The organism is Pandoraea sputorum (assembly GCF_000814845.2).
GTDB lineage: Bacteria > Pseudomonadota > Gammaproteobacteria > Burkholderiales > Burkholderiaceae > Pandoraea > Pandoraea sputorum.
Map to the genome: position 1 here is coordinate 91,684 of NZ_CP010431.2, position 22,073 is coordinate 113,756.

At 64.5% G+C, this 22,073-nt stretch carries 20 protein-coding genes; 10 read left to right on the forward strand and 10 right to left on the reverse strand.

What is annotated here, in order from left to right:
• The first annotated feature begins 303 nt into the window (after positions 1 to 303).
• Together pepE and NA29_RS00395 are read left to right on the forward strand one after the other, a co-directional pair.
• Positions 304 to 1,017, forward strand: coding sequence for a dipeptidase PepE (gene pepE, locus NA29_RS00390; RefSeq protein WP_039394458.1), 714 nt, complete (start codon positions 304 to 306; stop codon positions 1,015 to 1,017).
• A gap of 159 nt (positions 1,018 to 1,176) precedes the next feature.
• Complete coding sequence (locus tag NA29_RS00395) at positions 1,177 to 2,106, forward strand: DMT family transporter (protein ID WP_084103316.1); 930 nt, start codon at positions 1,177 to 1,179, stop codon at positions 2,104 to 2,106.
• A 93-nt stretch (positions 2,107 to 2,199) separates the two neighbouring features.
• Here NA29_RS00395 and NA29_RS00400 read toward each other — a convergent pair whose 3' ends face one another.
• The gene (locus NA29_RS00400; RefSeq protein WP_039394462.1) at positions 2,200 to 2,622 is read right to left on the reverse strand and encodes a hypothetical protein; all 423 of its coding nucleotides are present in this window, start codon (positions 2,620 to 2,622) and stop codon (positions 2,200 to 2,202) included.
• Positions 2,623 to 2,767: 145 nt separating this feature from the next.
• On the opposite strand from NA29_RS00400, the gene NA29_RS00405 reads away from it, so the two are divergent.
• Positions 2,768 to 3,133, forward strand: a complete 366-nt coding sequence (locus NA29_RS00405) for a DUF2288 domain-containing protein (RefSeq protein ID WP_039394466.1) — start codon at positions 2,768 to 2,770, stop codon at positions 3,131 to 3,133.
• Between the two features lie 55 nt (positions 3,134 to 3,188).
• Here the strand turns inward: NA29_RS00405 and NA29_RS00410 are convergent, their stop codons facing one another.
• Both NA29_RS00410 and NA29_RS00415 read right to left on the reverse strand, forming a co-directional pair.
• Complete coding sequence (locus NA29_RS00410) at positions 3,189 to 3,572, reverse strand: hypothetical protein (RefSeq protein WP_039394469.1); 384 nt, start codon at positions 3,570 to 3,572, stop codon at positions 3,189 to 3,191.
• 48 nt (positions 3,573 to 3,620) lie between these two features.
• Complete coding sequence (locus NA29_RS00415; RefSeq protein WP_039394473.1) at positions 3,621 to 4,520, reverse strand: LysR family transcriptional regulator; 900 nt, start codon at positions 4,518 to 4,520, stop codon at positions 3,621 to 3,623.
• A gap of 259 nt (positions 4,521 to 4,779) precedes the next feature.
• Between NA29_RS00415 and NA29_RS00420 the strand changes: the two genes are divergently transcribed.
• Entirely contained in the window at positions 4,780 to 6,126 is a 1,347-nt protein-coding gene (locus NA29_RS00420) for an MFS transporter (RefSeq protein ID WP_084103318.1), read from the forward strand.
• Positions 6,127 to 6,169: 43 nt separating this feature from the next.
• On the opposite strand, the gene NA29_RS00425 is transcribed toward NA29_RS00420, so the two are convergent.
• A complete protein-coding gene (locus NA29_RS00425; protein WP_039394478.1) occupies positions 6,170 to 7,081 on the reverse strand; it encodes a LysR family transcriptional regulator in 912 nt (303 codons plus the stop codon).
• A gap of 213 nt (positions 7,082 to 7,294) precedes the next feature.
• On the opposite strand from NA29_RS00425, the gene NA29_RS00430 reads away from it, so the two are divergent.
• Entirely contained in the window at positions 7,295 to 8,488 is a 1,194-nt protein-coding gene (locus NA29_RS00430) for an MFS transporter (RefSeq protein WP_039394481.1), read from the forward strand.
• A gap of 83 nt (positions 8,489 to 8,571) precedes the next feature.
• Here the strand turns inward: NA29_RS00430 and NA29_RS00435 are convergent, their stop codons facing one another.
• The 3 genes from NA29_RS00435 to NA29_RS00440 all read right to left on the reverse strand — a co-directional run bounded on the left by NA29_RS00435 (position 8,572) and on the right by NA29_RS00440 (position 11,673).
• Positions 8,572 to 9,423 carry a TOBE domain-containing protein gene (locus NA29_RS00435; protein ID WP_039394484.1) on the reverse strand — a complete coding sequence of 284 codons (852 nt, stop codon included), beginning with the start codon at positions 9,421 to 9,423 and terminating at the stop codon, positions 8,572 to 8,574.
• Positions 9,424 to 9,645: 222 nt separating this feature from the next.
• Positions 9,646 to 10,059 (reverse strand): hypothetical protein, encoded by a 414-nt coding sequence (locus tag NA29_RS25610; protein ID WP_150660848.1) that lies wholly within the window; start codon positions 10,057 to 10,059, stop codon positions 9,646 to 9,648.
• Between the two features lie 6 nt (positions 10,060 to 10,065).
• A complete protein-coding gene (locus tag NA29_RS00440; RefSeq protein WP_167370881.1) occupies positions 10,066 to 11,673 on the reverse strand; it encodes an EAL domain-containing protein in 1,608 nt (535 codons plus the stop codon).
• A gap of 444 nt (positions 11,674 to 12,117) precedes the next feature.
• Between NA29_RS00440 and NA29_RS00445 the strand changes: the two genes are divergently transcribed.
• Entirely contained in the window at positions 12,118 to 13,353 is a 1,236-nt protein-coding gene (locus NA29_RS00445) for an MFS transporter (protein WP_039394488.1), read from the forward strand.
• 138 nt (positions 13,354 to 13,491) lie between these two features.
• On the opposite strand, the gene NA29_RS00450 is transcribed toward NA29_RS00445, so the two are convergent.
• Both NA29_RS00450 and NA29_RS00455 read right to left on the reverse strand, forming a co-directional pair.
• A complete protein-coding gene (locus NA29_RS00450; protein ID WP_039394491.1) occupies positions 13,492 to 13,905 on the reverse strand; it encodes a hypothetical protein in 414 nt (137 codons plus the stop codon).
• Between the two features lie 126 nt (positions 13,906 to 14,031).
• On the reverse strand, positions 14,032 to 15,450 hold the full coding sequence (locus NA29_RS00455) for an aminotransferase-like domain-containing protein (protein WP_052252414.1): 1,419 nt from the start codon (positions 15,448 to 15,450) through the stop codon (positions 14,032 to 14,034).
• Between the two features lie 117 nt (positions 15,451 to 15,567).
• On the opposite strand from NA29_RS00455, the gene NA29_RS00460 reads away from it, so the two are divergent.
• Positions 15,568 to 16,761, forward strand: coding sequence for an MFS transporter (locus NA29_RS00460; RefSeq protein WP_052253150.1), 1,194 nt, complete (start codon positions 15,568 to 15,570; stop codon positions 16,759 to 16,761).
• Here the strand turns inward: NA29_RS00460 and NA29_RS00465 are convergent.
• Positions 16,736 to 17,683, reverse strand: coding sequence for a MurR/RpiR family transcriptional regulator (locus tag NA29_RS00465; RefSeq protein WP_052252415.1), 948 nt, complete (start codon positions 17,681 to 17,683; stop codon positions 16,736 to 16,738). The genes NA29_RS00460 and NA29_RS00465 overlap by 26 nt on opposite strands.
• 277 nt (positions 17,684 to 17,960) lie before the next feature.
• On the opposite strand from NA29_RS00465, the gene NA29_RS00470 reads away from it, so the two are divergent.
• From NA29_RS00470 to NA29_RS00480, 3 genes are all read left to right on the forward strand, one after another.
• A complete protein-coding gene (locus NA29_RS00470; protein ID WP_039394494.1) occupies positions 17,961 to 19,304 on the forward strand; it encodes an aspartate aminotransferase family protein in 1,344 nt (447 codons plus the stop codon).
• Positions 19,301 to 20,143 carry a beta-keto acid cleavage family enzyme gene (locus NA29_RS00475; protein WP_039394497.1) on the forward strand — a complete coding sequence of 281 codons (843 nt, stop codon included), beginning with the start codon at positions 19,301 to 19,303 and terminating at the stop codon, positions 20,141 to 20,143. Before NA29_RS00470 ends, NA29_RS00475 begins: the two co-directional genes overlap by 4 nt.
• Positions 20,144 to 20,388: 245 nt before the next feature.
• Positions 20,389 to 22,038 carry a methyl-accepting chemotaxis protein gene (locus NA29_RS00480; protein WP_039394500.1) on the forward strand — a complete coding sequence of 550 codons (1,650 nt, stop codon included), beginning with the start codon at positions 20,389 to 20,391 and terminating at the stop codon, positions 22,036 to 22,038.
• Positions 22,039 to 22,073: the final 35 nt, after the last annotated feature.

The following is a 22,073-nucleotide window of genomic DNA, read 5'->3' on the forward strand; positions in this document are numbered from 1 at the left end:
AGTCTGAGTGTAATCCTTCTCAGGTCACTCGGAAACCCGGTATTTCGCGTGCTTGCACCCGCCCGGCTTATAGGTGGGATAAGGGTTTGCGTATGACATCGGCGCCATAAGGCTTTGCCGCCGATGCCCGATTTTTCGTGTGCAGTTGCAGCATTCGGTATGGCGTTTCACTTTATGAGAAATGAAGGGGTGACGCCGAGAATGCGGCGTAGCGTTTCCTTTCGATATGAATTTGATTGTTCGTGCGACGGGTACACTCGATATTTCCCCCAAAAAGACCATCTGCCCAGGAGGCATGAAGTCGTGAAACAGATCTTGATGATGAGCAGCTCGCGCAAGGGTGCGTCGGGCTATCTGGAACATGCCGAGGATCAGGTGCATGCGGTGCTCAAAGGTCGCGCGAAGCGGGTGCTGTTCGTGCCGTACGCGGGCGGCATCACGTTCAGTTTCGACGAGTACGAATCGCGCGTGAAGCCGTCGTTCGAGCGATTCGGTTACGAGCTGACGTCGATCCATCATCACAAGGATGCGCGGGCGGCGGTGGAGCAGGCGGAAGCGGTGGTCGTCGGCGGTGGCAATACGTTCGTGTTGCTCGACCGGATGTACAACGCGGGCATTGTGGGGCTGCTGCGCGAGCGCCTGAATGCGGGCATGCCGTATGTGGGGTGGAGCGCTGGTGCGAACGTGGTGTGCCCGACCATCCGCACGACGAACGACATGCCGATCGTGGAGCCGCCGACGCTCAAGGCGCTGGGCGTGGTGCCGTTTCAGGTGAACCCGCACTTCATCAGCGGCAAGCCTTCGGGACATAACGGCGAGTCGCGCGAGGAGCGTCTGGCGGAGTATCTGGCGATCAATCCGGACGAAGGTGTCGTCGCGATTCCCGAGGGCGTGGCGTTACATGTGCACGGCGATAGCGCCACGGTGCTCGGCGAGTTCGACGCCCTGCATTTCAGGCAAGGCGGCGCCATCGACAAGATCCCGACAGGCAGCACGTTCGCGTTGGCATCGATTTGAGTTGTCGTGGCGTGTCGCTGTGTCTGACGGATGACTCCGGGATGCCGGAGCATCCGTAAATTCCGAAAATCTGAGTTCTTGCGCCAAGTTTCGGTAGTGAGGCGCTGTCCTGCTGGCAGAATCCCCACACATTTTCCGATGCTGCCAGGCATTCCTCTGATGGAAGGACTCAAAAATCTGTCTACAAAGTGGCTCGCCACAGACGCAAAGGGCTTCGGTTGCGAGGTCTTCGCGCTGACGGCCGCCATTCTCAACGGGACGATAGGCGTACTCACGCGAACGGCGTTCGATCAGGGGGCGACCTCGACGTCGGTGGCTTTCTGGAAGTGCTTCGGCGCGTTCGTGCTGGTGTCGGCCTATTGTGTTTGCCGAACTGAACATCGCACGCATATCGTCAGGCTCGCGCCGCGCTGGCCACACTTCGCATGCCTCGCGTTTCTCGGGATCTTTTGTCTTTACTTCTTCGAGACGAAAGCGTTTTCCCAGGCGTCGATTCCGCTCGTCTCCTTCCTGACCTATGCCGCTGGCGGCGCAACCGTCGTGCTTGCCGGACGCTATCTGGGCGAGCGACTCACCCGTCGAAAGCTCGTTGCGTTCGCAGCGATTGTCGCTGGCGTGGGCGTCATGAGCTTTTCAGAGAGTGATGTCAGTGGTACGGCGTCCGGTATCGGACTGGCACTGGCCGGTGGCTGCGGCTACGCCCTGTTCATCTTCTTTTCGAAATGGTTTCGTGCTGGTGCGGGCCTGCCGCAATTGGTGTGGCTATTCGGGTTTGGGAGCGCGTTTCTACTTCTGCCGCTAATTCAGGAGGGCTTTACGGTGCCCGATGGCATGCAGTGGGTGACACTCGGTGCGCTCGTCCTATTGCCGACGATCGGCGGCTTTTACTTCACGACGCGTGCGGTGGAGCGCGGGCAAGCCAGCAAAGTGCAGATCATCGAGACAAGCGATCCGCTGTTCGCCACCGCGTTCGGCTTTTTTCTCGTCGGGGACGGACTCACCTACGCGGGCGCGGTCGGTGCGGCATGCATCGCCATCGGACTCCTGACAGCCGTCTGGCAGCAAACGAAAACCGCCGCCCGGGCGTGACCCTCGGGCGGCGGTTTTCAGGCGTGCGTCGCTGACGCGAGGTGTGGCATTCGTGCCGCCCCGCGTCAGGTGGACGTCAGCGGTGTCGTGCGATCAGGCGTCGTCGTCGAGCCAGGGCACTTCGACGTCCGTCAGGAACGCGACCATCGCGAGCGGGCGCGCTTCCTGACGGCCGATCTTGCCGTCCGCACGGTGCCACACCGCCACGAACGTCTCGGGATGCTTGTCGGCGATCAGTTGCACGGTACGCAGTTCTTCTTCGTCCATTTCTTCGATGGGGCCGTCGAACGACACCACGAGTGCCTGCGGCCAGACGCCATCTTCCGGATCGTAGACCTTGTCGCCGTTCGGCACATCCACCGTTGCCTCGACGCCGATCGTCGCCGACGCCGCCACGATCATCTCGCCAAGCGAGCGCAGCAGCGCGGTTGCACGGGCGGAGTTGATCTGGCGCATGGCGAGGTCGCCGCGCGTCAGGGCCTGTTCAAGCTTGGGGTCGGTTTTTTGTTTGGGCATGCGGGGTCCTCGGTAAAACGTTAGCCACCTCGCGGCAGCCGTGCCATGTGAGTGCGACACCGGCCCGCACGCGGGGTTCCGATGCTACCACCGTCGCGCTTGCCGGGGCGCATTACAATGCGGGTTTTCTTCACCGGCCGCTGTAATGAACCCCGCCAAGCCCACCGATTCCGCCGACGCAAACCCCGCCACGCCCTCCGATGCGTCCACGCGGCCCAGCGAGGTCTATCTGCGCCTGCTCGGCGAAACCGCCAAGATCGACTGGAAGGATCTGGAGTCGTTCTTCGCGCGCGGCGTTCTGCTCTTCGTCACGCCCGGGGTCGACCTCGTCTCCGTCGCCGAAGCCGTCGCCAACGACGACAAATCCACCGTCACGCAATGGCTGACGTCCGGCATGGTGCAACGCATGCAAGCCGACACGGCCGCCGATTTCGCCGCACGTACGCCCGAACTGTGGGCCGTCGTCGTCGCGCCGTGGGTGCTCGTGCAAGAGCGCGGTATCAAGACCTGACAAACGTTCAGGCGATTCTGCGCGCAGATGGCGGCGCTTTCGTGGGCAATCGGCCTTATTCCGTGATGCCCGCTTCAACGAGGCGTCGCGTGCAATCTTCCAGCAAATCCTGCGCTACCACCGACGCGTACGCGTAGTCCGCGTCGAGCGATTCCGTCATTTCATGCGCCGTGTACAGCCCGGCTTCGCGTGAGAGCGTGCCCGCCAGCTCGCGGGCGAAATCGTCGCTCAACGATGACAACAAACGGCGCTCATCGAGTGGCAATTGCAACTTGGAACGCGATAGCCACATCTGCGCGAGCGTCGCGCCCTGCTTGTCCGTCATCCATTGCCCATGCTCGTAAAACGCCGACAGACGCTCGGCCGTGAGCGCGAACAGCAATGCGCGGCGGGTGTTGAAATTCAGACGAATCGGTTGATTGGGCGTGGCTTCCGGCATGACGGCAACCGCAAATTGCGGGCAATAACGAGATCAGCGGCAAAGGTATCACGCGAACAGCCGCAGCAGCGCATTGCGCGCATGCCGGATCAGGTCGGTTTCATCGGCACGCCCCGGCAGCAGATGGAATTCGGCGCGCGGCAGTGTCGGCAGCCCAAGCGATGGCGGGCAGACGATCAGCTCGGGCGTAAGCGCTGACTCATTCAGGCAGGACACCCCGAGCCCTGCGGCCAATGCCAACTGCATGCCCGCGACCCCCGCCGCCGAATGCGATACGCGGTACGCCACCTTGTGCCGTTCCAGCACGCTCGCGACAAGCGTCTGTAACGCGCACGTACGGGGGAGTGTCACAAGCGGCAGCGGCGTGTCGACAGGGGCTGTCTGCGTCGCTGCCATCGCCCACACGAGCCGCTCGCGACGCACCAGCGTGGCCGACGCCCCGCCGAGGTCATCGTTGGTCGCGGTGCCGTCGGCCACATCCTCGTTCATCAGCCGTAACGCCAGCCCTACGTCGAAATGCTCGCCCGTCATGGCCGAGCGCTCAATCTGCGAACTCTGCATGGCGCTTACGTGCAGGCGCAGACGCGGATAGAGGCTCGTGAACCGCTTGAGAACGCGGGCGACGTCGTGCGGACGGTAGTAGTCCGTGATCGCGATGCGCAGCTCACCGTCGAGCAACACCCCCTGAAGGTCTTCGAATGCGGCTTCCGACAGGGCCGCGATCTGACGCGCATAAGCGAGCAGCCGCGTGCCCGCAGGCGTGGCGCGCATGCCCTTACGCGAGCGCACGAGCAGCGGCTGTCCGGCCCGCTCTTCGAGCTTCTTCAGTTGCTCGCTAACGGTCGATTGCGACAGGAAGATCTGTTCGGCGGCGGCCGAAATGCTGCCGGCATCGTGAATGGCGATAAACGTACGTAGCTGGGTCAGATCGAGGGCACGGGCATTCATGGCGGTACTCGGTAGAGCGGCAATTCGTGGGACGAACACCTGGCAAACGAGGACCGGACGGCGCGCCGCCAGGCCATCGGCGTTAATCCGGAAAACACGATATACGTCATCGAGTTTTCCCGCTTTTCCGATGGATTGTACCTCCGTAGGATGCGGAGCATGGCATCCGGATTTACGCGCAAGCGCGACCCGGGATGCCCCGTTCCCCCTTTCCCTTTCTTCGGAGCCGCGTGTTGACCGCCCGCGCGCCGTGTCACTCATGAACGAACGTCTTTGCTCTGCCTCTGCTGCGGCGAATCGTCTTCCGGCCACTGCTGTGCCGCGTGCCCCGGACGTCGCCGTCCCACAACTCAGTCGGAACCATCGCTGGAAGGTGCTGGGCGTTGGCGTGGCGGCCAATGCCAGCTTCGCAGCGGCGATGGGCGGTATTCCCGCCACGGCCGTGCAGATGCGCAGTGCCTACGCACTGGCGAACGGCGACCTCGGCCTGGTGCTCGGCATGATCGGTCTGGGCATTGCCGTCTCGGAATTGCCGTGGGGCATGCTCACGGATCGATGGGGCGACCGGCGGGTGTTGCTCGTCGGGTTGCTGGTGACGGCGGCGGCGCTGCTCGGCCTCGGCCTGTGGGGGGTGCCGACGACGCACTTCGTCCCGTCGATGCCAATGCTCGCGACCGGGATGCTGGCCATCGGCGTGCTGGGCGGCAGCGTGAACGGCTCGAGCGGACGCGCCGTGATGCGATGGTTTCACGACAGCGAGCGCGGTCTTGCGATGAGCGTGCGGCAATGCGCGGTGCCGATGGGCGGCGGGATCGGCGCACTGCTGCTGCCGGGAACGGCGGTTCACTTTGGCTTCAGCGGGGTCTTCATCGGCCTGGCAGTGGCGTGCGTGGCCGCAGCGGGCATGGCATGGCTGTGGTTGCTCGAACCGCCGGACGAGCTTCATGGCGCGGCGCGCCCGGCAACGGCTAGCGCCGGTGGGCGTCCTGCTGCCGCCTATACGCCGTTGCGTGACGCCCGTTTGCTCAGCACCGCACTCGGCATGGCCGTGCTCGCCATGCCGCAAATCGCGGTGCTTACCTTCGGCACGGTTTTTCTGCACGACTTCGCGCATGTGAGCGTGCTGACGATTTCGCTGACGCTGGGGGTTGTGCAGACGGGCGCCGCAATCACCCGTGTGTGGAGCGGACGCTTCACCGACAAGCGCCGCAATCGTCCCGCATATTTACGCGCTTGCACGTTGGTGGTCGGCGTGGTGTTCGCGATGCTGGGCGCGCTGGTGGGATTACTTTCGTTACATCCCGAGTGGCTCGCGCACGGCACGCCGGTGATGATCGTGTTGCTGATCGTGGGCGGTGTGGTCGCCTCTGCATGGCATGGCGTAGCCTTCACGGAACTGGCCACGCTTGCCGGGGCGTCCCGCGCGGGCACGGCGCTGGGCATCGGTAACACCGGTGTCTTCCTGACGATGTTCCTCACGCCGCTGGCGATCCCGCTGCTGCTCTCGCTGGGCGGATGGGGGCTGGTCTGGGCTGGGGGCCTGATCTGCGCTGCACTCGCATGGCCATTGTTCGTCTGGTCGCATCGCGAAGTGAAGACGGCATGAAGACGAGGTGAAGAGAACGTAAGTGCACGTCGCCACAATGGCATCAACACGGCAGGTGCACGTTCTCCACCAGGAAGTCTAGAAACGCACGGACGCGGGCGGGCAAGTGGCCGCCCTGTCCCACATAAACGGCGTGCACCGGCTCCAGATCGCCGGGGTTGTAGTCTTCGAGCACGGTGACGAGACGGCCGTCGCGCAGATCGGCGTCGACGTGATATCGCGAGTGACGCGCGAGTCCCAGCCCTTCGAGTGCGAGTTTGCGCATGGTCTCGCCGTCGCTGACCAGCACGTTGCCAGCAGGCGGGTACAACGTGACGCCACCCGCACCATCGCGGAACGGCAGCCCCTGAATCTGACGCTCGAAATTGAACGCCATGACGTTGTGACGGATCAGGTCGGCTGGCGTTTGCAGCGCTGCGTTGCGCGCCAGATAGTCGGGCGACGCCACCACGTGCACGCGACTCTCGCCGAGCTTGCGCGCCACCAATCGTGAGTCGCGCAACGGACCCGCGCGCACGGCCACATCCGCACGTTGCGACAGCAAGTCGACGACCGTGTCGGTGAGCGTCAGGTCGAGCCGGATCTCGGGATACTTCGCGAGGAATGCCGGGAGGACCGGCAGCAGATACAGCGTGCCGATGGGCACACTCGAATTCACCCGCAGCAAGCCGCGCGGCACCGCGCCCGCCGCCGCTTCGCGCTCAGCGGCGTCGATCTCGGCCAGCACCCGCAACGCCCGCTCGTGAAACGCGGTGCCTTCGGGGGTAAGTTGCAAGCGGCGCGTGGAGCGATTGAAGAGTCGTGCGCCCAGCCGCCCTTCGAGCCGCGCGACGAGCTTGCTCACGGCCGACGGTGTCATGTGCAACGCGCGCGCCGCTGCCGAGAAGCCGCCCAACTCGACCACCCGCGTAAAAACTTCCATGTCGCCTGAGCGGTTGACGTCCTGTCGGCCCATCGGAGGTGTCCTCGACTCTTGAGGTGATGATTTTCGCGCGATCTTGTGACTTGAAGTCACAAATGATTTTCCTTCGCGCAGTCTATTTCATCAATGAAGGGACGTCTATATTCCGCACATTGGTTCACGCGCGTCGGATGGCCGGGGCATTCGGTCTATCGACTCGATGGCGGAACCCGCCCCGATATTCAGTCTTCAAGACAGGAGTTTTCCGTGCCTATCGCCCTCTATGCCCTGACCGCCGGTGCCTTTGGCATTGGCGTGACGGAGTTCGTGATCATGGGCTTGCTGCTCAACGTCGGCGCCGATTTCGGCGTGTCGATTGCGGCCGCTGGCCTCTTGATTTCCGGCTACGCGCTGGGTGTCGTCGTCGGCGCGCCGATCATGACGACCGCCACCGCCCGCTGGCCGCGCAAGACCGTGCTGCTGGTGCTCATGGCCATCTTCACTATCGGCAACGCCGCCTGTGCACTTGCACCGAGCTATGGTGCGCTGATGGCGGCGCGTGTGCTGACGTCGTTCGCGCACGGCACGTTCTTCGGCGTTGGCTCGGTCGTGGCGACGGGCCTCGTGCCGCGCGAACGCCGTGCGTCGGCGATTGCCGTGATGTTCATGGGCCTGACGGTCGCCAACATTCTCGGCGTGCCGTTCGGTACGTGGCTGGGGCAGCACTTCGGCTGGCGCGCCAGCTTCTGGGCCGTGACGGTCATCGGTGCTCTCGCATTCCTGGTGATCGCCCGGTTCGTGCCGAAAATCGCGGCCCCGGCAGACGCTGGCGACTGGCGTGCGGATTTGCGTGCGTTGGCGCGTCGCCCGGTGCTGCTCGGGTTGCTGACCACTGTGCTGGGATGGGTCGGGGTGTTCGGCGTGTTTACATACATCGCGCCGTTGCTCACGACGGTGACAGGCTTCTCCGAAGGTGCGGTCTCACCGATTCTGCTGATCTTCGGCGGTGGTCTGGTCGTCGGCAATCTGCTGGGTGGCAAGCTTGCAGATCGTCATGTGGTGCGCACGGTGCTGGGCAGCCTGCTGTCGCTCTCGGTCGTGCTCGGCTTGATGACGTTCGCGCTGCACTCGCAATGGCTCGCCATCGTGTTCGTGGCACTGCTCGGTGCGACAGCGTTCGCGACGGTCGCGCCGCTGCAACTGTGGGTGATGGAAAAGGCTTCGGGGGCAGGCGAGAGCCTCGCGTCGAGCTTCAACATCGCCGCGTTTAATCTCGGTAACGCCATCGGCGCGTGGCTCGGCGGCTTCGTCATCGAGCATGGCCCCGGACTGACGGCGGTGCCCTGGGTGGCGGCGCTGGTGCCGCTGGTGGGCGTGGGCGTCGCGCTGCTGAGCCTGCGTCTGGATCGCCGGGATGCGAGTCGTGCGCCTGCTCCGGTTTGCGAAACCCCTGCGATGTAAGGACGACGCAGCACAATGAAGAAGGCCCGGCGCGTCGATGCACGCGCCGGGCCTTTGTGTTTGGGTGTCAGATCGTCACGCCATCACGCCATCACGCCGATGATCACACTGGCGGCGGAGAATGCGGCCGTCGCACCGATGCCCGCCGTGAGGCCGCGTGCATTGAGCGTTTCTTGCGGCATGACGGCCGCGAGACGACTGCCGCCGGGCAGCGCCAGAATCACTTCCGCCTGACCCGAATCGTCGGTGATAGCGTCCACGGTGCCGGATAACCGGTTCGCCGTGGGCAACCCCGCGAGATCCGCGCCGCGCGCAACGTCGATCCACGGCGCTTTGATCAGCGCAAACGCTTGGCCGCCGATGGCGAGCCCCAGCGTTTGGGTGCTGTGATGGGTGAGCGACGCGGTGATCGCTTCGCCGCCGGGCAGCGTCAGCGTCACTTCGTCGTTCACACCGCAGTGTCTGATAGCCGTGATCGTTCCGTGCAACTGATTGCGCGCACTGGTCTGAAGTCCGAGGCGCGAGATGACCGGCCACTGCTCGTCGAAATGTTCGAGATCGTTCGCGACGCGTGCGAGAAACTGCTGCTGGGCGGCCTCCACCGCGCGAAATGCCGCGACCAGCTTCGCACCGCGAGCGGTGAGTCGCGTGCCGCCACCGCCACGTCCACCGGTGCTGCGCTCGACGAGCGGTTCACCGGCGAGCTGGTTCATGGCGTCGACGGCGTCCCACGCAGCCTTGTAGCTCATGCCCGCCGTCTTGGCGGCCGCCGTGATCGAGCCTTGCGACGCAATGTGTTCGAGCAGCGCAATGCGTGCCTGGCCGCCAAGCGACGAATTGCCACGATGCAGCCACAACGAGCCGCTCACCTGGAGGGCATCACCCGATCCGTTGCGCAAAACATTTTCCGGCGTTGAAGAAGGTTCGGAAACCATAATGATTTTTTCGATCAAACACAGCAGGTGGCCGCATTGTAGAGGGTGGGCGAACCAGCGGATACGAGGGCTGGGCGGGGAACTGTTGCGGCGCACCAACGAAGCTCGCTTCGGACGCCCATTTGGGGGACGAATGGGGGACGTTTCTCCACTACATTGAATTTCGCCGCATGCCCCCCCAAAGCCGGTTCGTATTGCTTCAGACCTGAAATACTCAAGTCTTCAACAAGTCTGGAGCGGGATGACCGGGAATGCGACGTTTACCGAAGTGAAGTGCCTACTCACCTGACACAACAGAAACGGGGTGAAATGATGCGCGTCAGGAATATCAAGGAAACGGTTGACGGGGCTCGATACTATCGTCTGGTTCGCACGCTGCCCAACGGCAAGCGACATCAGATGCAAATCTCTTTCTCCGCGGGTGAAATGCGCTTCAGACGATTCGTCGCGCAGCGATTGTGGTTGTTGCGCGCCGAAATGCGGGACAGCACACGCGCGGCGGCCGCACCAGCGCCACGCAGCAACATGCCGCAGTTGGTCTTCTGACCGGTTGCGGTGCCGTCTGGCAGAAACGCCTGGCTGGTGAAGACCGGCGTCAGCCGTCATCTTCACGGGTCCGGCGTTTTTGTTCTGCATGACTGTTCACCCTGCCTTGCGTGGCGTCAGCGACGTTATGGGCGCGCGTGCGCTGGTCTTCACGGCCGTCAGTCCCGTGCCCGCATGCGCAATCGCGTATTGCACCAGCTCATCGAACGCAATCGGCCGCGCGAACAAATATCCCTGCGCATAAGTGACGTTGCGCCCGCGCAGGTAATTCGCCTGCATCTCGTTTTCCACGCCTTCCGCCACGATCGTCATATCCAGCCGCTCGGCCAGATGAATGATGGAATCGCAGATGTTGCGCGTGACCACATCGTCTTCGGTGACGGGCAGGAATTCCTTGTCGATCTTCAGATAGTTGAAGTCGTATCGCTTTAGATACCCGATGGAGTTGTTTTCGGCCCCGAAGTCGTCAAGCGCCGTTTCGATGCCGCGCCGCTGCAACTCGGCCATCACGTTGCGCGCGGCGGCCGTGTCGCGAATCACGTAGCGCTCGGTGATCTCGGCGACCATCGGGTACGTGTTGTTCAGCGTGCCGTAATACCGCTCGATGTCGTGAATGATGGTGGTGTCGCGCAGATGCCGTTCCGCGAGGTTGATGCCGATGTGAAAGCCCTGCGGCAGCGCACCCTTGGCGACGTCGTTGCGAATCTGGCGCAGTAGCGAACGCGTCAGTTCGACGATGAGCCCGTTGTCTTCGGCAATGGGGATAAAGGCGTCCGGGCGCACCAGTCCGGCCACGGGATGGTGCCAGCGCATCAGCGCTTCGGCTCCCGCGCAACGGCCGGTGGCCAGCTCCATGACCGGCTGGTAGTACACCTTGAATTCGTTGCGCTTGATGCCGTGCGCGATCTGACGCTTCATGAATTGCGCCGGCCCGAAATGGCGGAAGGTCAGGACGCCGAGCAAAAACGCCACGATGCCGCCAAACGACAGGAAGATCGGCGCCTGACTTGCGGCGAGCGAACGCATCAATGAGGGGCTGCCTGCCAGCGACGTCGTGAAGTGTTCCGACGTGAGCGTAATCTGCGCCCCGCGCGTCGCAACCCCTGCCGATTCCAGACGCGGCCCTTCCGAGGTCAGCGCAACGTTGCCCACCGTCATGGCCGTCCACGCCAGATCGCTGCTCTTGACGCTGTGCAGCGTCTCCGTGAGGTAGATGCCGTCGACGAACCCGAGCACACCGTCCGTGGCCGAGGTCGGTACGTAAAGCGCCAGCGCGGGCGTTTCACGTACGTAAGGCGTGCCGCTGACGAGCAACGTGCGCGTGCCGGTCAGCATCGGCACGAGATCCGCAGGCAGGGGCATGTTGAGCGCCGAGTCCGAACGAATGACCGACGAGCAATAGAGCTGGCCACGCGAGACGAGCCAGATGGAACGGAAGTAGGGACTGAGGGTGCCCGCAGCCTGGAGGGAGACGCTGACTTCGCTGCACGAGCGGCCGACCCACGGGGTGGCACCACGCAGCGTACTTTCCGCCTGCGTGATGATGCGCTCTATCGCGTCGCGCTGACGGGCCGCTTCTTCCTGAAGAATCGACTGCGACATGTGATAAATGCGCAGCCAGCCCAGGAAAAGGACGATGGCAAGCGTGACCGCCACGACAAGTCCGGTCACCAGCCACTGCACGACTCTGGAGTGTTGAATCATGTTCGCTGCCAACCAAGGAAAGAGTGGGGCCCTACGTGTGCTGCGGTGCATTTTTTGGGTGCACGCGTGCTGCACGGCACAACTCGTCAATTGACTCTACACGAATCCCCGACGGTGTCCGACCCCCGATAAACCCGCACAACGCCCGGCAGATGGGCGTGAAGGGCGCTTGCCGATCCTGCGCGCAGCCTGCTTCCGGTGGGCTTGTGAGGCGTCCTCAGCAGGCGTTCTGACCGCAATTTGCGTGACACTGGGATGGCGTAATCGCGACAAAAGTTGGCGCAACGACGATTTACGCATGCTCTACACTTCACTCATTAAATTTCTGGCGGAAATTGGGATCAATCCCAACTTTCCTGCATAGGTCGGTCAATTCGCATCAATTCGCCCGAAAACCGACGCTCAGCACCCGTTTTCTTAAGCCTTAGACGTCAAATCCAACCCATGTCGAGTCAACCTGCAACGTCCCTTCCCGGTGCCAATACACCGGCGGCGCAGGGCACAGCGTTCCGCGTGCTGTCTGCGATCAGCTTCTCCCACCTGCTCAACGACATGATCCAGTCGTTGATTCTCGCGATCTACCCGCTGCTGAAGTCCGGCTTCAATCTGAGCTTCGGGCAGGTCGGCCTGATCACGCTGACATATCAGATCACCGCGTCGCTACTGCAACCGGTCGTGGGTCTGTACACCGACAAGCATCCGAAGCCGTATTCGCTGCCGGTCGGCATGGGTTTCACTCTCGTGGGGCTGCTGCTGCTGGCTGTCGCACCGAACTTCGGCATGTTGCTGGTCGCGGCGGCGCTCGTGGGCATGGGCTCGTCGGTGTTTCATCCGGAGTCTTCGCGCGTGGCGCGTATGGCGTCTGGCGGACGCCACGGCATGGCGCAATCGTTCTTCCAGGTCGGCGGTAACGTCGGCTCGTCGCTCGGGCCGTTACTGGCGGCGCTGATCATCGTGCCGAACGGCCGTGGCAGCGTGGCGTGGTTTTCGGTGGCGGCGCTCGTCGCGATCTTCGTGCTGTACCACGTGAGCCGCTGGTACGCCGTACAGCGCGCCTCGAATCAAGGCAAGAAGGCCGCGCGCCGGGGCGGCACGGTACAGCTGTCGCAGGGCAAGGTGCTGTTCGCCATCGGCATTCTGCTGGTGCTGATCTTTTCGAAGTACTTCTATCTTGCGAGCATCAGCAGTTACTTCACGTTCTATCTGATCAGCAAGTTCCACGTGTCGGTGCAGAGCGCGCAGGTGCACCTGTTCGTGTTCCTGTTCGCTGTGGCGGCGGGCACGATGATCGGCGGCCCGCTGGGCGACAAGATCGGCCGCAAGTATGTGATCTGGGGCTCGATTCTCGGTGCTGCGCCGTTCACGCTGATGCTGCCGTACGCCAACCTGTTCTGGACGGGCATTCTGACGGTGCTGATCGGGCTGATTCTGGCCTCGGCGTTCTCGGCCATCCTGGTCTACGCGCAGGAGCTGATGCCCGGCAAGGTCGGCACCGTGTCGGGTCTGTTCTTTGGCTTCGCGTTCGGGATGGGCGGTGTGGGCGCTGCGGTGCTGGGCCAACTGGCCGACACGACGAGCATCGACTTCGTTTATCACGTGTGCGCCTATCTGCCGCTGCTCGGCATCGTGACGGTCCTGTTGCCGGACGTCGAAGGGCACAAGAAGACAGCCGCTGCATGACGGGGCTCGCTGGTTGACGGTGTGGCAAGACGCCGTCGGCCAGCATCGTCCGTCATAGAAAAATCGCCGGTCCGACATCTCGGAACCGGCGATTTTTTTATCCAGCAGCGTCTGTCGCGGGCGACAGATCGAGACCGATCAGGGCGTGCCGCGCTTTTGCAGCTTCCATTCGGCCTTGTCGTTCGCCTTGCAAGCCGGGAGTTTGAGCGTGACTTCCTGACCCTTGGCGGTGAGCAGCACGACCAGATCGCGGCAGGTGCGCTCGCCATCCTTTTGCGTATTGGTCGGCGTGATTTGCGCGGCGATGGCCACCGAGTTGCCGGTGCCTGCGTTGGTCCAGTCGGTGGTCTCGTTGTCCTGCTTTTCCGTCAGCACGGTACGCGCTGCCTTGGCAAACGACGCGGTGTCGCGTTGCTTCCAGTAGGCCAGCGGCGAGTTGCCCATGAAGGAGAGGTTCGACGCAGCGAACGCGGGGGCGGCCAGCGCGGCGCCCACGACGAGCGCCGTGCCAAGCGCGAGCGAACGGGCGCGGGAGAAGTGGATGAGCGACATTCGGAGTCCTTGATATTGTCGACAGGGGACGAAGCCTGCGCGACGCCTGGCGATGGCGCACCGGATGTTGCGCCGGGCGTTCGGCCGCAGGAAGCACGTCGATCATAAAAGAAACCGGCAGCGGCGTCATCTCGGCGCGTCGCCGTGTGACTTCAGTGACCTCCTTGACCTCCAAGATGCCGGGCTGTCCTGACGACGTCGGCCACCTGCATGAGCGCACCGTCGACCATTCGCGTCGCTGCCCGGCGAACCGAGGGCGACGCGAATGGTCGACGGTGCGCTCTGGCCCGGGGCGGCGAATGCATCGACCGGCGTTACGGCAACGCCACGCGCTTGTAGCGCGGCCACGATGTCGTCGCAGCGCAGGGCGGGGGTCGACGAAGGGATCGGCACCAGCCGGTGGAATGCGCCGGGATACCCCGTCGAGTCCAGCCCGGACAGGCATTGCATGGCAATCGCCTGTCGCTGGGTGGCCAGTGCGCGTTTGTGGGTGATCCAGCGGTCCATCGTACCGTCCGAGAGCCAGCGGGAAGCCAGTTGCGCCATCAACGGCGCGGCACTCCACACACTGGCTCGCATCGCCGCATGCACGCGCGGCAGCAAAGCGGGTGGGGCGATGAGATAGGCGATGCGCAGCCCCGGTGCGCCGGGCTTGGACAGGCTGCACACTTCGAACGTCCGTTCCGGTGCGAGCAGACGAAGTGGCGGCGGGGCGTCCTCGACCAGAAAGCCGTAAGCACTGTCTTCGACGATCAGCAGGTCGTGACGCCGCGCGACGTCCACCAGCGCCAGACGCTGCGCGAGGGGCATCACGCAGCCCAGCGGGTTGTGCAGCGTCGGCATGGTGTAGACGACGCGCAGCCGTCCGGCGTGGTGGCGGCAGAGCTTGTCCAGCGCTGCGGGATCGAGGCCATCGGATGTCATCGGGACAGCGGCGAGCGGCACGTCGCGCATGGCTGCGAGCGCCTTCCAGCCGGGGTACGTAAGGGCCTCGACGGCGACCGTCTCACCCGCGCGGCACAACGCCAGTTGCAGCACGTCCAGCGCATGCTGCCCGCCTGCGCAGACGACCAGCGAATCGGGCGATAGCGCAACGCCGTCGCGACGCGACAGCCATTGCGCCGCTGCACGTCTGTCGGCCGGTGGCCCGTCGTGCGGCGAGTGGGCGAGCAACGCGCTCAGATCCCCGCCGGCGGCCATCTCACGCAGCGCCTGGCGCAACGCCTCGGTTTGCTCGGGCAGCACCGGGTAGTTGAACGCCAGATCCACGCCACCCAGCGCGCCCGGGGCCGGTGCCCACTGTGCGAAGGCAGCGGCGGCGCCTACGGCGGGCGAGCGCACGAAGGTGCCGCGTCCGATCTCGCCCACGGCGAGGCCACGTCGTGCGAGTTCGGTATAGATGCGCGTGACCGTGGACGTGGCGAGCCCGTGTGCGTCGGCGTAGTCGCGCTGCGGCGGCAGGCGCGTGCCCGAGGCGAGCTCGCCTGACGTGATCGCGTCGGCAAGCCGTTCGACGTGTTCGAGATAGCGGGCAGGGGCTGACATGGAGGTGAAAATTGATCTCAGGACAATTCAATAATTGCACTGCATTCAGGCGCTGGCAATACTGAGCAATGCGCTGGGCAATGCGCAGTGTCCCCCCTCGATGTTCTCTTTCCGATCATGCTCCCCACGACTTCTCCGCCGCCCCGTTGGGCGATTCCGCTCCTCGCCGTACAACTCTTCCTCGTGACGTTCTCCGTCAATCTGCAAGCGCCGCTGGTGCCGCACTACGCGGCGGCGAGCGGTTACGGCGCGGGGGCGCAGGCGCTGGCGTTTGCGTGTTACGTCGGTGCGCTGGTCCCGACCCTGCTGTTCCTTGCCGGGCTGTCGGATCGTGTCGGACGTCGCTTGCCGCTCGCCATCGCGCTCCTGTTCGGTCTCGTGGGCACGTGGCTGACGCTGCGCTGGCCGACGCTGGTTGCGCTCGGCGGCGCGCGCGCCTGCTACGGGCTGGCGACCGGCCTCGTCGCGGGCAGTGGCACGGCTTACATGACGGAGTTGTACGGAGATCGTGAAGACGCGGCAACGCGCGGCGCAGCGCTGGTCGCGGCGGCGACGTCGCTCGGCTTCGGCACCGGCGCGCTCGTCACAGGCCTGTGCCTGATCGTCGCGCCTTCGATGTTGCCGCCGCTGAGCTTGTGGACGTATCTACCGCTGGCGCTCGTTGCGGCACTCGCTGTCGCCGCGTTGCCTGCACCGGGACGTCACCCGAACGTGCCGTGGTTGCGCTGGCCGGTGCTCGCCCCCGGGACGGCGCCGCTGGGCACGGCGATTCTGCTCGCATGGGCCGCAGTGGGCGTTGTGATCGGTGTGGTGCCGTCGGCGCTGGCCGTGCACGGACATGCCGCGTGGGCGGGGTTCGCGACGTTCTTCGTCGTCTCGACCGGCCTGCTGTTCCAGCCAGCGGCTCGCCGCATGGTCCCGGTGCACGCCGTTCGGGTCGGGCTGGCGCTGGTGCCGCTGGGCTTCGTTGTGCTCGCGCTGGGGGTGGTGTACGTCAGCCTGCCCGCGATTCTCGCCGGTGCCGCCATCGCCAGTTCGGCGTGCTACGGCTTCACATATTTGGGAGGACTGGCCGCCGTCAATTCGGCGGTCGCGCCAGCATTGCGTGCGCGGGCGGCCGCCGGGTATTTCCTGTTCGCGTACTTCGGCTTTTCGGTGCCGGTCGTCACCAGCGGCTGGCTCGCGGATCGCTTCGGCATGCCCGTCGCCCTCGCTTTGTTCACTGCCGCGTTGATCGCGGGCAGTGCAGCGCTTGCGGTGGTGCTGCGTCGCGAGCGTGCATCGCCTACGCGTCCGGGGCGTCTGGTTTGACCCGAGGGGCCGGTTTACTTGCGTTGTTCGAGCCAGTGCCCGACGGGCTGACGTAAGCCCCGGTGCCGTGCAACTGGTCTTCGGCCAGTTCCAGCGCGCGCACGGCGCCGCGTCCCTTGCGGGCGAGCAGCATCTCGACGAGCGTCTCCACCACGGCAATCCCCGCCGTGATCGACGGGAAGAACGACGGGCTTTCGTGCGAGAACAGCACCGTCACGTCCGCATCGAGCGCGAGCGGCGAGACTGTCGAGTCCGTGAGCGCCAGCACACGGGCACCGGCGGCGCGGGCCGCGCGCGTCACGATCAGCGCTTCGTTCGAATACGGCGCGAAGCTGATCACCACCACGACGTCGCGCGCCGAAAGCGCCCGCAATTCCATTTCCAACGTGCCCGCTTCGCCACGGATGAGGTGCACCGTCGGCCGGAACAGCCGGTAGACGTACTGGAACGTGAACGCAATCGGAAAGCACGCGCGAAAGCCTGCCACGTGCACCGTCCCCGCATTCGCGAGCAGATCGACGGCCGCGCCCAGCGAGTCGTTCGCGCCGGCTTCCGTCAGATCGAGGTTGTTGTGCTGCACGCGGAACATCTCGGGCACCATGCGCGCGGCGTCACCCTCGCGGATCACCTGTCGCGCGCGGCTCGCATACGGCTGCGGTCCGAGACGAATCGATTCGAGGAACAACTCCCGAAGGCCGTGCCATCCGTCGAAGCCGAGATGCTGCGCGAGTCGCACGAAGGTGGCCGGTTGCACACCCGCTTCGGCGGCAATCGCACGCATCGAGCTGATCGGCACACGTTGCGGATGGTCGAGAAGAAAGCGCGCGCCCGCCTGAAATTGCGGGCTCAATTGAGAGTAGCGCTCACGCAGCAGAGCGTTGAGCTGGTCGAGCGTCTGCGGCAGCGCTGTGGCTTGTGTCATTGGGGGATGGCAACACGGCGGCGAAAGAATGTAACGATTGTTGCATGAAATGCCGCAAGCGCGCACGCCCTTTCCTCTGGGCCTGTGGCCTGCGGTGAAACACCGACTGTGGTAATGGTCTTGCGCGAAGTGTTGCGCTCGTAAAACACATGAAACATATGTTGCAAACGATAGGCGATGCGCCTACACTGAGCGGCATCGTTCGCGAGACCAATCGCCCGGCGGCCACCCGCCGGTCAGTCTCGTTTTGCATCATCTTTCCGTCAGAGGTTCAGGCATGACTCACGTGTTTCACCGCAATCCGCGCCAGACGTTGCCCGTCGCGGTCGGCGGTCAGGGAATCGAGTTGATCGACAGCAACGGCAAGCACTATCTCGACGCCTGCGGCGGCGCTGCCGTCTCATGCCTCGGCCACGGACATCCCCGCGTGATCGAGGCGATGCAGCAACAGGCGGCGCAACTGGCGTACGCCCATACGTCGTTCTTCACGACCGAAGTGGCCGAGCAACTGGCCGACACGCTTGCTGCGAGCGCGCCCGGCGATCTGAACCACGTGTATTTCGTGAGCGGCGGTTCCGAAGGCGTGGAGGCGGCGCTCAAACTCGCGCGTCAGTACTTCGTCGAGATCGGTCAGCCGCAGCGTCAGTTCTTCATCGCCCGCCGTCAGAGCTATCACGGCAACACGCTCGGCGCGCTCGCCATCGGTGGCAATGCCTGGCGACGCGAGCCGTTCCTGCCGTTGCTCGTACCGGCGCATCATGTCTCGCCGTGCTTCGCTTATCGCGAGCGTCTCGACGGCGAGAGCGATGCCGCGTACGTGCAGCGTCTGGCGGACGAACTCGAAGCGAAGATTCTCGAACTGGGGGGCGACACGGTGATCGCGTTCGTTGCGGAAACCGTGGTCGGCGCGACGGCTGGCGCGGTGCCGCCCGTGGGCGACTACCTCAAACGCATGCGCGCCGTGTGCGACAAGTACGGCGTGCTGTTGCTGCTCGACGAAGTGATGTCCGGCATGGGGCGCACCGGTTATCTGTTCGCCTGCGAAGAGGATGGTGTGACGCCGGACATCCTGGTCATCGCCAAGGGCCTCGGCGCGGGGTATCAACCCATCGGCGCAATGCTGTGCTCGGACAAGATCTTCGACGCTGTCGTCGGTGGCTCGGGCTTCTTCCAGCACGGACACACGTACCTCGGACACGCCATGGCGTGTGCGGCGGCGCTGGCCGTGCAGCGCACGATTGCCGACGAGAACCTGCTGGAGAACGTGCAGGCGCGCGGCGAGCAATTGCGTGCCCGTCTGCGCGAGGTGTTCGCCGATCACCCGAACGTGGGCGACGTGCGCGGACGCGGGCTGTTCGTTGGCGTCGAATTCGTGGCCGACCGTGCCACGAAGCAAACGCTGCCGACGGCCGACAAGACACACGCGCGTTTGAAGGCCGCCGCCAAAGAACGCGGCCTGCTGATCTACCCGATGGGCGGCACGGTCGACGGCGTTCACGGCGACCATGCGCTGATCGCGCCGCCGTTCATCTGCCAGCCGGGCGACATCGACCGTATCGTCGAGCGACTGGCGCTTGCCGTGGCGGACGTCACCGGTGTGAAGGCCGGAGGCCTGGCATGACGAGACCTTACGCGCTGGCCGTCGCACCGAACGGCGCACGCCGCACGCACGCCGACCATCCGGCGCTGCCGATGACGCCCACGGAACTGGGTGAATGCGCCAAGGCGTGTCTCGACGCGGGCGCAGCCATGATTCATCTGCATGTACGCAAGGCAGACGGCACGCACAGCCTGGAAGTGGCGGACTATGCGGCGGGCATTGCGGCCGTTCGTCGCGCCGTGGGAGACGCGCTGGTGTTGCAGGTGACGACCGAGGCCGTCGGTATCTATACGCCCGAGCAGCAGATTGCGACGGTGCGCGCGCTGCATCCCGAAGCGATTTCGGTGGCGTTGCGCGAAGTGCTGCCCGATGCAGCACACGCGAGCGCGGCCGAGGCGTTCTTCGACTGGCTGTGGCACGAGCAGATCACGACACAATACATCCTGTACGACACCGAGGACGTGGCGCACTACTGGCGCTTGCGCGCGAGCGGTGCGATTCGTCCCGGCCGCCATTGGGTGCTGTTCGTGCTCGGGCGCTACAGCAAAGGGCAGTTATCGTCGCCGTCGGACCTGCTGCCGTTCCTCGCCGCCTGGCAAGCCGGTGCGGACCGGCTCGGGGAAGCCGCCGACGCCACGCCGTGGGCGATGTGCGCCTTTGGGCCGCGCGAGGCCGAGTGCGCGCTGGCCGCAGTGTTGCAGGGCGGCCACGCCCGGATCGGCTTCGAGAACAACCTTTACCTGCCGGACGGCAGCGTTTCTCCGGGCAATGCCGCGTCGCTTGGTGCGCTGACGGCCGCCGCCACCCCGCTGGCCCTCGCGCCCATGACGGCGGACGCTCTGCGCGAACTGACGCGCTGAGCGTCGGGACCTCCGGCGGCGTCCGCTGACATCCGCTGACATCCGGTGACATCCGGCGACATCCGGACAGCGGTCCACCCGGGCGCAAGCCGTGCCCGGGAGTGCGCGACAAATCAGAAATAAACCCAAATACACGGCCTGACCGACGTTGCCCGGCCGGGCCGCTGTAATAGAATCGGCGTAACCTCAAAAAGGCCCGCGTCGCCCTCCCCGGCACCGGGCGTGAACACGAACGGGAGCGCGGCGTGAAACACTGGTCGATCCGACATCGCATTCTGGCCAGTTTTGGCCTGATCCTTGCCCTGATGGCCCTCATGGCCGGCATCGCTTACACGCGGTTGTCCGCCATCGAAGTGGAGGCGCACAGTGTGGAAGCCGATTCCACGCCGGGCCTTTACTACAGCACGATGCTGCGCGGTGCCTGGTTCGAGAGCTATCAGTTGCTCCAGCAGGTGGTCGCCATCGACGACAACGACAAGACCCGTGCGATCGACCTCGACACCTTGCGCACGGCCGATACCCGAATCGACGGCTGGATCAAGGATTACGGCACGACCGTCAATCGCGCCGTCGATCGCATGCAATACGACGAGGTGCGCGGCGTGCGCACGCAATACGCGCGCATAAGCACTCAGGTGCTCAAGCTCGTGGCCGACGGTCAGATGCCCGCCGCTCGCGCCATGCTGACCGACCAGCTGTACCCCGAATGGGGCCGGGGGCGTTCCGCCATCCAACGTCTGGTCGACACGAACAAGACGTTTGCCGACGAGTCGACGCATAACATCAACGAAGCCGTGACGGCCGCCAAGGCCACGCTGCTCACCACATTGGGCGTGGCGCTCGCGGCGGCTATCCTGGCTGGCTGGATGCTGTTCCGCGCGATCAGTGTGCCGCTCGCAAGCGTGATGCAGATTCTGGAGGTCATGCGCGCGGGCGATCTGACCAAGCGCCTCGATCTGGCGCGTCGCGATGAGTTCGGCGCGCTGGAGTCGGGCTTCAACCGGATGACGGACGAACTGACCGGTCTTGTCGGGCAGGCGCAGAAGTCGGCCTTGCAGGTGACGACGTCGGTGACCGAGATTGCCGCGACATCGCGTCAGCAACAGGCCACTGCCTCGGAGACGGCGGCCACTACGACCGAGATCGGTGCGACCTCGCGCGAAATCTTCGCCACGTCGCGCGATCTGGCGCGCACCATGACCGAGGTGGCGGGTGTGGCCGATCATGCCGCGTCGCTCGCGGGCACTGGCCACGTCGGCCTCACGCGCATGGAAGACGCCATGCGTCATGTGATGGACGCGGCAGGTTCCGTCAACGGCAAGCTCGGCATCCTCAACGAGAAGGCGGGCAACATCAATCAGGTGGTGACGACGATCACGAAGGTCGCGGATCAGACCAACCTGCTTTCGCTGAACGCGGCCATCGAAGCCGAGAAAGCGGGCGAGTACGGTCGCGGTTTTGCGGTGGTGGCGACCGAGATCCGGCGTCTGGCCGATCAGACGGCCGTGGCGACCTACGATATCGAGCAGATGATCAAGGAGATCCAGTCAGCGGTGTCGGCTGGGGTGATGGGCATGGATAAGTTCGCCGAGGAAGTGCGTCGCGGCATGGACGAGATGCGTCAGGTCGGCGATCAGCTCGCGCAGATCATTGCGCAGGTGCAGACGCTGCCGCCGCGCTTCCAGGTCGTCAACGAAGGTATGCAGGCGCAGGCCACCGGCGCGGAGCAGATCAATCAGGCGCTGGTGCAGCTCTCCGAGGCGGCTCAACAGACGGCAGAATCGTTGCAGCAGTCGAGTCAGGCCATCGAAGAGCTCAATCACGTCGCCAACGGTCTCAAGAGTGGGGTGTCGCGCTTCAAGGTGCAGGCGCTGCCGCCCACGGGACTGGTCTGACATCGTCTATTCATTGATCGTTTAGCCGTCGCTAA